Raw genomic sequence first — 12,987 nt, 5'->3', positions numbered from 1 at the left:
GCGGCACCTCCCTACCACAAGCTCGCTTGCTTCATCCGGCGGGCCCATCCGTTCACCGCGACGAGCAGCGCAAAGTTAATCGCGGAATTAAACAATCCGATCGCCGCCGAATAGCTGTATTGGGCATCGAGCAGACCGACCTTGTACACGTAGGTCTGAATGATTTCCGACGAGTCGATGTTGAGCTGATTTTGCATCAAATACACCTTTTCGTATCCGACGGTCATGAAGCTGCCTACGGTTAGGATCCACAGGATGACGACAGTCGGCGCGATGCCGGGCAGATCGATATGCCGGACGCGTTGCCATTTCGAAGCGCCGTCGACGACGGCCGCTTCGTGCAGCTCCGGGTTGATCGCCGTCAGCGCCGCCAAATAAACGATCGTCGACCAGCCGGCGTTCTGCCAAACGCCCGAGAAGACGAAGATCGTCTTGAACCAATCGGGGTTCGCCATGAAAAAGACCGGCGTCCCGCCGAACATCTCGATGGCCCGATTGACAAGTCCGTTCCGCGGGGACAAAAACAAGTTCAACATTCCGACGACGACGACGACGGAGATGAAATGCGGCGCATACGTGACCGTCTGCACGAATTTCTTGAAACGTTCCGAAGCGAGTTGATTGATGAGCAACGCCAACGCGATCGGCGCCGGAAACGCGACCAGAAGCTCGTACAGGCTCAAACCCAGCGTGTTTCGCAAAAGCGTCCAAAACTGGAACGATTGAAAAAAGCGCTCGAAATGTTCCAAGCCGGCCCAAGGACTGCCCGCGACGCCCTCCGCGGCGATAAATCGCTTGAAGGCGATCTGAACGCCGTACATCGGGATATAATGAAACACGATAAAATAGAGCAGCGTCGGAAGCAGAAACAGATACAGCTCATAACTCGCCGCCACCTTCCTAGCGAGCCTGCGAACGTTGCCTCGTACGCTTCGCGCGCTCCGGTCCGTCCGCGCCGGGACTTCGCCGCTTACGATACTATCCCTCTCCTTTCTTCGCCGTTTTACATGTCGGCCGTTCTACGTGTCGGCGACTGCCGTCGGTCGAGCCATGCGCAGCCCGCCGACGCCGACATCCGAAGCATAGCGAATTGCTTCGGGGCTTGCCTATCGGCCGATGCTGCTTAGCGTATGCAGATTCTGACAAATACGATAGGCGCGGCGTATCGGTCGAATCTGAACCGATGTGCCGCGCCTGTCGTTACTCCGCTGGTTTGTACAGCCGCCGGAATTCGCCCGGCGTCACCCCGACGGACCGCTTGAAGGTGCGAATAAAACTGGAGGCGTCGTAATACCCCACTTGTTCGACGATGTCCTTTAACGGACGGTCGTCCCGGGCGAGCAGCTGCTTGGCCCGTTCGACCCGCAGCCGGTGCACGTGTTCGGAGACGTTCTTCCCCGTCTGTTCCTTCACGTACCGGCTGACGTACGATTCGGACAAGGAAAATCGCTCGGCCAGCTGGCGGACGGAAAATTCGGGATCGGCGAATCGTTCCTCGATATACGCCAGCATCGACGCGATCAGCGGCGCTTCGGCCTTCCCGCGTTCGATTAGCCTGCATAGGTCAATGCATGCCGCCATCACCCGTTCGGTCAGTTCCTCCACCGTGTCGAAGCGCATCAGCGACAATACGTTCGGCAACCGTTCCGTCGCCCCGGGCAAGGCGTTCATCTCGGCCACCGTCTTCAATACCGTGTTGACGATGTCGAAACAGAGACAGCGCGCCGCGAACAGCGTCGCGCTCCGGTCGCGGATCGCCGCCGCGATGCCCCCGAGCACGTCGGCGATTCGTTCGGCGTCGCCCTGCCGGATCAGCGTCTCGAGCCGCGACAGCTCCTGCGTCGGATACGAAACGGCGCCCGATTCGCCATCCGACACGTCCTGGAAATGGATGATTTTTCCGTTCCCCCGGATCAACTTGAAATCCGCCGCCGTCGACGCTTCAAGGTACGACTTGCCGATCCGTCCGATGTCCGGATACGCGTTTCCGACGCCGACGGTGGTCGCGATGCCGCGCTCATCGCGCAGCGAGCGGTGCAGCTCCTCCACCCAACCGGCAAGCTCGCCGTCGTCCAGCGACGTCGACACGAGGAACGGAATGCGGCGGTCGTCCAGATCGTCTTTCCCATACGCTTCGATCCATGCCGACGCGCTCCCGGCCACAAGGCTGCGGAGCGTCGCTTTGTGCGCCGCCGCACGTTCCGCCGCCAAGTCGAACATGACGACCAAAAACCGCGGATGGGAGAACGATACGCCGTACTCCCTTCCCCGATCGTTGAACGCCGACACGTCCGAAACCTCCCCCCTGAGCACCTGCAAGAGCAGATGCTCCTGAATCGCGGATCGGTTATTCTGCAGCTTCTGCCCGAGCTCCTGATTCGACTGCCCCATCCGATCGATCAGCGATCGAACCGTATCGAGCTCGTCGGCTTTGCGGTCGGACAAGCCCCAGCGCGCGTCCGCCCACCGCACGAGCTCGCGGATCGGGTGGTAATTGACATAAACCAAACCGTAAATGATCAGTCCGCCGATCAGCACGATCAGCATCAAGTTGAGAAGCCACCGGTCGCGCATCTCATGAACGGGCTTCATCACCTCGGCGACCGGAAGCATCGTCACATACGTCCACCCCGTCAACTTGGAACGAATATGCGATATATAATGGTCCGTCCCGTCGACGGAACGAATATGAAAGCTCGGCCCCGCCGCGTCCGGAAGCAGCTCGGCCGCGTCCGGCAAGCCGCCGGCGGGCTTCAGCGAAGCGACGACGTTGCCGTTTTGGTCGAGGACAACCGTATTGCCGCTTCGATCGATCCGCTCCGGCGGCAGCAGCGCGTCTTCGGGAATAAGAAACAGCAACGTTCCGTACGGATTGTTGCTCTTGTAGGGAATGGGTACGAGGTAGGTCACCAACCGGCTCCGATCGTTCCGAAGACGGACCTCTTCCGCCGGCCGGAACGCCGGTCTCGAGGAGGATTCGATCGCTTGCCGAAACTGCGCTTCGTCCCAATCCCGGTACCGGTAAATTTCGTTAATGAAGCGTTGCGTTTTGTAAGTGCTTACAGAGGAGTATAAATAATCTCCGCCGCGAATATACAGGAGCATCTCGTGCACAAACTCGTTCGCCATTTTGTAATTCAGCAGCGCTTTCGCCCGATACGCTTGATAAAAACTGCGTTCAAGCGAATACGGCGTCAATTCGGGGTTCGCCGCGACCTCCGCGGCGATCTTGTTCATCTGGATTAGCTTGGCGTCGATCTGTTCTTGCCATTGGAGAACTCGGTTCTGGTGGCTGACCGTCACTTCGTCGTGGATCAGATTTACCGTCTGCTCGTAACCGGAAATCCCGAGGAACAAAATCGGCACGAGCAGGACGGCCACGAACGAGGCGACATATTTGTAGAAGATGGGGACTGCTGCTTTCAGCTTCATGATCACACTCCCTTTCCAAACCGTGCGGCTTGTACAGAAGCATTGTACCATTTCTAAATCAGCGGGAGATTAACGGAGTGTTGACCGGATGTAAAAGACGCGGAACAGCGTGCCTCGCATCGCCCGTCCTGTCCGCTTGCCGGCAAGTCGGTCAAGCGTAAAAAACTACGACAAGCCAATGAACGCATAACACTTAGATTCAGCCGCTTTTAGGTACTTTTGCGGGTCGCGACGGAAGGGGAATGCGCTCGAGCATGGAATCAGTACATAAGACATAGGCACGGTTGCAGGGGCACATACGACATGGGCGTAAACAATAAGATGAAGCGGTTTTCGGAAAAGGTGATGGACGCGGCCTTCGCGCGATTTTCGGAGGATCAAGAAGAGTATCGCAAGGTGATGCTTTTATTTTTCTATTTATTTTTCGTAGCGTCGGCTTCGACGGTGGGGCGTACGGCGGCGGATGCGCTGTTTCTATCTCAGTTCGATGCGTCGCTGTTATCCAAGATGTACTTGCCGCAGTCCGCGGCGCTTATCTTGGCCGGCGTCGCCTTCCAACGGTACGCGCTGCGCATTCGCATCGACCGATTCCTCTATGGATTGATCCCGTCCTTGGCGCTGCTCGTCCTCGGTTCAAGGATCGGGGTGGCGTTGGGGCTGGGATGGGTGATACCGGTCATGTACGTCGGATACGATGTGTTCAACTTCCTCATGATCGTATGTTTCTGGCAATTCGCCACGGCGCTGCTCGATCAGCGGAAGGTGAAACGCACGATCGGTCTCGTCGGCAGCGGCGGCATCGTGGGCGGCATCGTGAGCGGGTTCGGGCTGAAGCTGATCGTTCCGGCGGTCGGTACGGCGAACTTGATACTGTTCTATGCGGCGCTGCGAGCGTTGGCTCTGGTCGCGGTATTCGCTTTGATTCGGCGGACGCGCGATCCGGCGGACACGTTCGCGTCGGCGGGCAAGCCGGCGCAGCCGCCTTCGTCTTCGAAGGGGATAGCGCGCCAAGAACGGCAGGCGGAAGGGTTGTTCCAGTCGGTGCCGCATCTCAAGTACGTCGCGATCATGTCGGCGGCGTTGATTCTCGTATTAACGTTCATCGATTACCAATTTAAGATCATCTTGCGAGGCGAGCTGCACAACGACGCTTTGGCGGGCTTCATGGGCAGCTTCTACGGGTTCGCGGGGCTGCTGGCGTTAGCGGTGCAGATGTTCGTCGCCGGCAGAGTGCTGACGCGGTTCGGCGTCACGACGGCGATTCTCGTCTTTCCCGTCGTCCTGATGACGGGAAGCCTGGGCGTGCTGCTGCTGCCCATGTTGGCGACGGCGGTCCTTGTCAAGGGCAGCGACAAGGTCGTCGGCGACACGATTAACTCCTCGGTCAATCAGCTCATCATGTTTCCGATCCCGCCGCAGTGGCGAAGTCGCGCGAAGAGCTTCCTGGACGGCATCGTTCGCAACGGAGCGAAGGGGCTGGCGGGACTATGCCTCATCGCGTTGTCGCCGGTTCTGTCTGTGAGAGATTTCAGCTATGTCGTCATCGGCTTGCTCGTCGTCTGTATCGCGGCGGCGATTAAGGTCAAGGGCGCTTATTTGAAAACGCTCCTAGCCGCCATGCAAGCGGGCGGCGCCAAATTCGAAGATGCCGAGCTCGATTTCATGGACCCCGCGAGCTTGAACTTGTTGACGACGGCGCTGCGGAGCCAGGATCAGCAGCAGGCGCTTTACGCGTTCCGAGTGCTCCGCGGCATCGACGGATTCGACCTCGCGCCGCACATTCCGGGGCTCCTCCGCCATCCGTCGCTACGGGAGCGGTTGCGGCCGCGTTCCTCCAGCGCGCGATCGGGGAATTCAAGCGGGTCGGGTTTACGAAGAGAAGGACAGGGACGGTTTTCGCCAAGTGGGATAGCGCCTTGTATTCGCCGCTGTGTCTGTTTCTCGGCATCGGCGTAGCGATCGTTACGCTCGCTTAAGCGGAGGATCATCCATTTTCCAAAGGGAGGTTGAAGCGGATGTCGGAGACGAAGAGTATATTGGAATGGACGTTGGTGTCGGAATGTCCGATCCCGAAAGACGTGACGGAAATTCTGGTGGCCGGAGAAAGCGCGGTCGCGGCGTATAAGACTTTCCGGGACGTGGCGATCTTCACGAACAAGCGGTTGATCGTACGCGACGCTCAAGGTTTGACCGGCAAGAAGGTGGAGATCTATTCCTTGCCGTATTCATCCATCCATATGTGGTCCACGGAAAACGCCGGCGGGTTCCTCGATTTTAACGCGGAGGTCGAGCTATGGACGCGAGCGGGGCATATCAAAGTCAGGCTGCAAAAAGGGGTGGACATCCGCAAGTTCGACATGCTGATCGCTAATGCGTTATTGCGAGATTAACGGCGGCTGCACACCAGTTCATTACGGTAGGCGGGGAAGGGATGTCTTTATGGACGTCCTTTTTTTGCGACCCGACGAGGGCTTGTAAAGAACGCGACGGTCCGAGGCGGCCCGTACTTTTTCGAAGCGCTTAGAATAGGAGTCCGGCCGCTCTAATACATGTAAGGTAGTATGGCATGACGGAGGGGGCGGGATGCGTGTCGCGAAACGACGGGAGCTCGGGGGAGCCGGACGCCTATACGGAGGCGACGTTCCAAGCGGTGGCCGATGCGGTGCTTCCGCCCACGTTCAGACGGAAGGAGGCGACCTGGGAAATCGTCGCGGGCGCGAACCAGTTGTGCGTCGATCGGTATGTGATCGCGGAGCTGGATCATTCGCAATTTCCCCCTATTCAAGCGACGAACGGCGAGCGGCTGTCCCGGTCGACGGCCCGACTGTTGGATTGGGGCGCCGAACGGCTTATGGGGAGCGTTCCGACGTCCTTGTCCCCCGGGAGCTTTCCGGGCGGGGGACCGTTCTCCGCCTTGTCGCGCCTTGGCCGGCTGCAGACGCTGGACCTGCTGGATCGAGTCGAGCTTTCGCCGGATGAGCTGCCCGCCCCGTTTTCCGAAAATCCGGCCTTAGTTCGCATCATCGTAAACTCGTTACACCAGCTCACGTTCTTCGGCTATTACTCGGAATGGTCGGGTTGCGGCGCGGCGGGCTGGCGGCTTGTCGGGTATCCCGGCCCCTCCTTCGGCTACCGGGATCTCCGAGGGTTCCCGTCGAAGGATTCGCGGATCGAGGGGGGGGATACGGATGGCTGATCCGGATGTCATCGTGATCGGCTCGGGCGGCGGCGGCGGCGTGATTGCCAAGGAGCTCGGGGAAGCGGGGCTGCAGGTGCTCGTGTTGGAGGCGGGACCCTGGTACGGCAATTCGCAGTGGCCGGAGCCCAATGCGGAGCGGGGAGGGCGGCAGAGCGCGGACCCCGCGGATTTGAACATCCATCTCCTTCGGGCCCAGTACGATAAGCGGGAAGGAGAGATGAACAACCTGATTGCCGGCAAGCTGCGTTGGGGCCCCGCGGATCGAAGCCGGGCGCCCTGGTTTCGGAACTTCGCGCAGCGAGGATTCGCCTGGCAAAACTCCGGCGTAGGCGGGACCACGCAGTCCTATTTCGCCAATTCGCCTCGCGCCATCCCCTCGACGATCGACGGCATCTGGCCGCTGTCCTACAGGGAGTTGATTCCTTATTACGAAAAGGTCGAGAGCACCCTCCCCGTCGCCTTCGCGCCGACGACCGCCAAAGAAGAGTTGTTCTATCATGGCGCGCGGATGGCTGGGTGGCGTCTGAACCCTACGCTGGACGTGACGGCTCCCGGGTACCGTCCGCAGCCGAACGCCATTCTTCCGCCGAATCCCAACCTGATGAATTCAACCTACACGACAGAGCGGCTGTCTTGGATGGAGGGTTGCACCCTAGCGGGGCATTGCGTCAACGGATGCCCGCACGGACCTTCGGTGGATAAGGTCGCGAAGCGTTCGACCCTTGTGAGCTATGTGCCTTTGGCGTTGAACACGGGCCGGGTCGCCATACGCCCCAATGCGTTCGCCGTGCGGATTTTGACGGAGGCGCATCCGGCGGAAGGCTTGCGCGCTGTCGGCGTTCGCGTTCGGGATACGTGGACGGGAGAGACGGAGGAGCTTCGGTCCGCGATCGTAGTGATGGCCGCCGGAGCGATCGAGAGTCCGCGGCTGTGGTTGAACTCGGGATTGCCCGACAATCCGTGGGTCGGCAGGGGGCTGGTGAATCATTACATCGATTGGGTCGCGGGGATGTTCGACGAGAGGGAGCTGCTGTCCATTCTTGGCAGTCCGGAGATCGATCCCTTCGTCGGACATTCGTCGGGCGGCCGGTTGGATTACCCCGGGCTCGGGTCCTTGTTGGTGTCCGGAATGAGCCCCGGGCTGGTCGCATCGATGAGCTTCGGGTTAAGCGAATCCGGATATGCGGTCTCGGACCGAAGGGGACGCGTCGTCGGACCCGAGCTGCAGCATTGGATGGAGCATTACCGGAGGACGCTGAGCATCGCGATCCTTACCGACGATGAAGTGGACTTCCGGAACGGGGTCTCGGTCGATCCGGTGCTGAAAGACGAACACGGGCCCGTCCCGGTCGTGAGCTACGTGCCCGATCGGCGAAGCATCGGAAAACGGGAACGGCTGGCGGCAATCGCGGCGGACATCCTGCGGAGAGCAGGCGCGAGGAAGGTTCACCGGGCGGATTGGCCGGCCGCACTGATGATCCACATGGAAAGCACCATGCGGATGGGATTCGTCGTCGACGAATACGGAGAAGCGTATCAGACGAAGCGATTGTTCATCGCCGACAACAGCGTGCATTATAACGGGATCGGCGGAGCGAATCCGACGCTCACGACGCAGGCGCTCGCCACTCGGACGGCGGAGCGGCTGGCGGCGAAATATTTTCGGTAAGGGATGTGCCTTGATTTCGTGCGCCGCTGTTGGTATGATGAAGTACTACCGAAACTTTGCGCGGAGGTGCGTTCGCGATGGCGAAGAAGAACGACGACAAGCTGCTAGCCCAAAACCGCAAATCGTCGCACGACTACTTCATCGAGGACACCTATGAAGCGGGGATCGTTCTAACCGGCACGGAGATCAAGTCGCTGCGCGGCGGGAAGGCGAACATCTCGGACGCGTTCGCCACGATACGCAACGGGGAAGCGTTCATCCACAACATGCACATCTCGCCGTTCGAGCAGGGCAACCGGTTCAATCCGTCGGACCCGACGCGGGCGCGCAAGCTGCTCCTTCATAAGAAGGAAATCGCGAAGCTGCTCGGTTTGTCGAAGCAAGAGGGCTACACGATCGTGCCGCTGAAGGTGTATCTCAAGAACGGCTTCGCCAAGATGCTGATCGGTCTGGGCAAGGGCAAGAAAAACTACGACAAGCGCGAATCGGCCGCCAAGAAGGACGCGCAGCGCGACATTCAGCGGGCGCTGAAGGAACGCCAGAAGGTGGCTCGATAGATCTTGCCAGGGATCGCGTTCCGCCGCTCGTCCTGCGCGAAGCGGCGGTTCATGATAGAATTGCTTTATGCACGGGGCCGTTTATGGATTCGACGGGAATAGTTCGAGCATGAGTAGCGAGTAGCGGGGCCGCGTCCGCTTCATCAACGCTAAAGCCATAATAAATGGCAAAGCACAACCTTCTTACGCAGTAGCAGCTTAATAACCTGCTCTCGTGCTTCTACCTAGCATCGCCCATGTGCTAGGATAGGGGCTCACCTTTAGTGGGATACGCCGTCAGGTCTCCGCCTGGGGTCTGACGGAAGAAGACAATCAGGCTGATCGCGCGCGAAGCCGGTTCCGGGGCGTCCGCGCGATGACAACAATACCGTAACTACACTCGTAGAAGCTTGTGTGCCGTTATTTTCGGACAGGGGTTCGACTCCCCTCGGCTCCATAGTAGAAGAAGGGCCCGGCCGATTAGGCCGGGCCCTTCTTCTACGTACAGGAGATCGTGTGCGAAAGAAACCATAGCCCGAAAACAATGCAAACTGGGGGCTCGACCAAAAGTCGGGCCCCTTCTTCGCGGCGAAGTCCGCGAGACCATTTGATTTGAACCGCCTCTTCAGCAAAATAATCTAGGGGGATTTCTAATTGCCCTGGCCCTGCAGCAGCGCTTTCACATGATCAAGCGACTGTTTGACGCTGACATACCCGTCGATATTTATTCGATCTTGCTCCACAACGACCCATTCATAATTGGAGGCTTGAGCCTTCGCGAGAATGCCGCTCAAATCCAGGATCCCAGTCCCAAGCTCGGTCATTTCTTTACTTTCCCTGCTTACCATATCTTTCAGATGAACGGTCTTGCAGCGCGGGCCAAATTGTTGCATTACATCAACCGGGTTGCGACCGGCATGGGTTGTCCAGAACATGTCGATCTCGAAATTCAATTCATTGGCGGACGTTGCTTCTTTCAACGTCTCCAGAATTGGTTTGTCGCCGAAGTCGTTCATAAACTCATGGTAATGGTTATGATACAGCAAGTCCATGCCTGCAGCCCGGATTTTAGGGGCTATTTCCTTCACAATCCCGATCAGAGCCTGCACATGCTCCTCAGACGTCATCTCATAATAAGGGATCACAATATAAGAGGAGCCAATGGTTTGGTTGTAAGTAACTACCTCATCGAGATGGTTCAGCAGTTCCTCGATTCGAGTATGGCTTCCCATGGAAGCCAGTTGCAGACTATCCAGCGTCGCCTTCAACTCTTCTGCAGGAATACCATGGAAACCTGCGAACTCTACGCCATCATAGCCTGCCTCGCGAACTTTTCTCAGTTTCCCTGCGAAATCTTCCTTATCGTAATCGCGCAGTGTGTACAATTGTAATGCTACTTTCAAGTTGGTCACAGGGGATTCGCCTCGCTCTTGTAGTAATGTGATTGCTCCATACTTTCATATGAATTGCCCAATCATATCATATTTTAAAGAATCCAACCGTGATAAGCGGTTCTCAGCAAACAACAAGTCATTATTTTGATTGCATAGGACATTATATTTACAGAGATTTAACACTTTAATCTGCTAAAATAACTTCATTCATAAACAATAGGGGTGTTTTTACAAATGAAACGTGCAATGTCCTCTTTGCTTTTCCTTGTGATGAGCGTTACCTTGATCACGGCTTGCGGAAGCCCAAGTAACAATGCCACGAACGGGGAAGAGGGTCGAAATTCAACGGATGGCGCTGTTCAAGCCGGAGATTTACGGGAAAAAGAGCTTGTCAAACTTGATGTAGTCATGATGTCCGCCGACAAGGAAGACAAACAGTTGGTTGTGGAGGAAATAAACAAAATTACAAGAGAGAAATTAAATGTTGAAGTGAATTTGACATTTATCTCTTACGGCAACTATGTACAGCAAACAACGATGATGCTGTCATCCGGCAAAGGGGTTGACCTGCTGCCCATCTACATGACTCCGCTGGCCACGATGGCTAACAACGGACAAATCATTCCGTTGACCGAGCTGATCGACAAGTACGGTCAAGATATGGTGAAAGCGATTGGTGAGGAGTATCTTGAAGCGGGGCGTATCGGTGACGACATCTACGGGATTACAACGGGTCGTGACTTGGCCAAGGCTTATGGCTTTGAAATGAGAAAAGACTTGGCGGATAAGTACAACATTGACTACGAAAATATTAAGACACTGGATCAACTGGAAGAAGCGCTGATGATCATTCGTGAGAACGAACCGGACGTGATCCCGGTAGTTCCTTCCAACGGTGAACTGGTACGTAACTGGGGTTGGGATGCGCTAGGCGACGACATGACGAACCTTGGCGTATTGATGGATTTCGGGAAAGAGTTGAAGGTTGTCAATCTTTATGAAACTGAATTTTATAAGGACTTTATTACTCGCATGCACAAATGGTACAACAACGGTCTTATTATGAAAGATGCAATCAATAACACGGAAAATGTAGGCACGATGATGAAGGCAGGCAGCGCGTTCGGCGGATTCATGAACTTGAAGCCCGGATTCGATGTTCAGGAAACAAGAAACTATGGAATAGAGATCGTTGTATCCGAGATTATTCCGGCCTACAAAACAACATCCGATGTGCAAATGGCTACATGGGCGATCAGCAACGGCTCGAAACATCCGGAAGCTGCCATGAAGCTGTTGAACCTGATGTACACAGATCCGGAGTTGACGAATCTGATGATCTATGGCATTCAGGACAAGCACTACGTTGTAGTAGGCGATGCATCTAATGGTCAATCGATCGTTGATTATCCGGAAGGTTTGGATGCCACGACTACTGGCTATAGACCGAGCGGGGGTTGGTTGTGGCCGAACCAAACGATCGGTCATGTATGGGCAGGCAATCCCGCTAACTATTGGGAAGAGCAAACGGAATTCAACAATACAGCAATTGAATCCGCTGCATATGGTTTCACATTTGACTCAAGCAAAGTGCGCAACCAAATGACGGCAAGCTCCAATGTCGTGGCGAAGTACCACGAAGCGTTAATGACGGGGATGCTTGATCCTGAGAAAACGTTGCCAGTGTTCTTGAAGGAATTAGAAGCTGCAGGCATCAATGACATTATTGCAGAGAAGCAAGCTCAACTGGATCAGTGGGCTGCCGCTCAGAACAAGTAATTCATTGTCTTGCGGTAATGAGGAAGGTGAACATCAATAAACGCTGCGCTTAGCACCAACAAACGGAAGCACAAATATAAACGGTTTATTCCTCTGTATATGATGATGATCCCGGGTCTGATATACTTGCTGATCAATAACTATGTACCTATGGCAGGGATCATCATTGCCTTCAAGCATGTAAACTGGAATGCAGGCATTCTCAACAGTCCATTTGCAGGCTTGAGCAATTTTGAATACCTGTTTAAGACGAAAGAGGCCTGGGTTATTACTCGTAATACGCTAGGTTACAATACACTGTTTATCGTTCTGGGGACAGTCATTTCGATCGGTGTTGCCATCCTGCTGAATGAAATTCGGTCGAATTTTTGGAAGAAGACTTACCAGACGATTATTTTGTTGCCGTATTTGATTTCTATGATTATTGTCAGCTATTTGGTGTTCGCTATGCTCAGCACAGAATCCGGATTCGTTAACAATAGCATCTTGGAGCCGTTACGTTTGAGTGGAATAACCTGGTATACCGAGCCCAAATACTGGCCATACATTTTGACGATTGTGCATATCTGGAAAGTGTTTGGTTACAGCTGCATAATCTATTACGCAACATTGGTCGGCATAGACCGCGGGTATTATGAAGCGGCGGTTATTGACGGAGCGAACCGTTGGCAACAGATGGTGAACATTACATTACCCGCTTTGAAGCCAACGGTAATTACGCTCGTATTGCTGCAGGTCGGTACGATCTTTTACTCCGACTTCGGTTTGTTCTATCAGGTTCCGATGGATTCAGGTCCGCTGTATGATGTAACCAATACAATCGACACCTATGTCTACCGTGGTCTGATTAAGCTGAACGATTTGGGAATGTCCTCCGCAGCAGGTGTATATCAGTCCCTCGTCGGTTTTACCCTTGTGTATATTGCGAACCGACTTGTGACCAGATTTAGCAAAGAGAATGCTCTATTCTAAGTAAAG

Annotated in this window: 10 protein-coding genes, 1 other RNA gene and 1 pseudogene; 9 read left to right on the top strand and 3 right to left on the bottom strand. The window is 55.6% G+C overall.

Annotated features, from left to right (window positions below; translation table 11 throughout):
* Nucleotides 1-11: 11 nt before the first annotated feature.
* Complete coding sequence (locus tag RIN49_RS21700) at nt 12-896, bottom strand: ABC transporter permease (RefSeq protein WP_309122241.1); 885 nt, start codon at nt 894-896, stop codon at nt 12-14.
* 304 nt (nt 897-1,200) lie between these two features.
* On the bottom strand, nt 1,201-3,432 hold the full coding sequence (locus RIN49_RS21695) for a helix-turn-helix domain-containing protein (RefSeq protein WP_309122240.1): 2,232 nt from the start codon (nt 3,430-3,432) through the stop codon (nt 1,201-1,203).
* 303 nt (nt 3,433-3,735) lie between these two features.
* Between RIN49_RS21695 and RIN49_RS21690 the strand changes: the two are divergent.
* The 7 genes and pseudogenes from RIN49_RS21690 to ssrA all read left to right on the top strand — a co-directional run.
* Nucleotides 3,736-4,863 (top strand): annotated as a pseudogene (locus RIN49_RS21690) (Npt1/Npt2 family nucleotide transporter); the annotation flags it as partial.
* 206 nt (nt 4,864-5,069) lie between these two features.
* Nucleotides 5,070-5,408, top strand: a complete 339-nt coding sequence (locus RIN49_RS21685; protein WP_309122258.1) for a DUF3995 domain-containing protein — start codon at nt 5,070-5,072, stop codon at nt 5,406-5,408.
* 39 nt (nt 5,409-5,447) lie between these two features.
* Entirely contained in the window at nt 5,448-5,822 is a 375-nt protein-coding gene (locus RIN49_RS21680) for a PH domain-containing protein (protein ID WP_309122239.1), read from the top strand.
* Between the two features lie 197 nt (nt 5,823-6,019).
* Entirely contained in the window at nt 6,020-6,628 is a 609-nt protein-coding gene (locus RIN49_RS21675) for a gluconate 2-dehydrogenase subunit 3 family protein (protein WP_309122238.1), read from the top strand.
* Nucleotides 6,621-8,300, top strand: coding sequence for a GMC family oxidoreductase N-terminal domain-containing protein (locus RIN49_RS21670; protein WP_309122237.1), 1,680 nt, complete (start codon nt 6,621-6,623; stop codon nt 8,298-8,300). Before RIN49_RS21675 ends, RIN49_RS21670 begins: the two co-directional genes overlap by 8 nt.
* Before the next feature lie 77 nt (nt 8,301-8,377).
* Nucleotides 8,378-8,857: an SsrA-binding protein SmpB gene (gene smpB / locus RIN49_RS21665; protein ID WP_309122236.1), complete on the top strand. Its 480-nt coding sequence runs from the start codon at nt 8,378-8,380 to the stop codon at nt 8,855-8,857.
* Nucleotides 8,858-8,930: 73 nt separating this feature from the next.
* Nucleotides 8,931-9,296: a transfer-messenger RNA gene (gene ssrA, locus RIN49_RS21660) on the top strand.
* Between the two features lie 190 nt (nt 9,297-9,486).
* Here the strand turns inward: ssrA and RIN49_RS21655 are convergent.
* Entirely contained in the window at nt 9,487-10,248 is a 762-nt protein-coding gene (locus RIN49_RS21655; RefSeq protein WP_309122235.1) for a sugar phosphate isomerase/epimerase family protein, read from the bottom strand.
* Nucleotides 10,249-10,464: 216 nt separating this feature from the next.
* On the opposite strand from RIN49_RS21655, the gene RIN49_RS21650 reads away from it, so the two are divergent.
* Together RIN49_RS21650 and RIN49_RS21645 are read left to right on the top strand one after the other, a co-directional pair.
* Nucleotides 10,465-12,009: an ABC transporter substrate-binding protein gene (locus RIN49_RS21650; RefSeq protein ID WP_309122234.1), complete on the top strand. Its 1,545-nt coding sequence runs from the start codon at nt 10,465-10,467 to the stop codon at nt 12,007-12,009.
* Nucleotides 12,010-12,135: 126 nt separating this feature from the next.
* On the top strand, nt 12,136-12,981 hold the full coding sequence (locus tag RIN49_RS21645) for an ABC transporter permease (RefSeq protein WP_309122233.1): 846 nt from the start codon (nt 12,136-12,138) through the stop codon (nt 12,979-12,981).
* Nucleotides 12,982-12,987: the final 6 nt, after the last annotated feature.

The sequence above is a fragment of the Paenibacillus sp. genome (assembly GCF_031177825.1).
In the GTDB taxonomy this organism is placed as follows: Bacteria; Bacillota; Bacilli; order Paenibacillales; family YIM-B00363; genus Paenibacillus_AE.
The sequence above is the reverse complement of the archived record's forward strand: the minus strand, read 5'-3'. Positions and strand labels throughout refer to the sequence as shown.

Coding starts and splice junctions, on each gene's coding strand:
- smpB (WP_309122236.1), top strand. CDS start 8,378: ATGGCGAAGAAGAACGACGACAAGCTGCTAGCCCAAAACCGCAAATCG.
- RIN49_RS21670 (WP_309122237.1), top strand. CDS start 6,621: ATGGCTGATCCGGATGTCATCGTGATCGGCTCGGGCGGCGGCGGCGGC.
- RIN49_RS21650 (WP_309122234.1), top strand. CDS start 10,465: ATGAAACGTGCAATGTCCTCTTTGCTTTTCCTTGTGATGAGCGTTACC.
- RIN49_RS21680 (WP_309122239.1), top strand. CDS start 5,448: ATGTCGGAGACGAAGAGTATATTGGAATGGACGTTGGTGTCGGAATGT.
- RIN49_RS21695 (WP_309122240.1), bottom strand. CDS start 3,432: ATGAAGCTGAAAGCAGCAGTCCCCATCTTCTACAAATATGTCGCCTCG.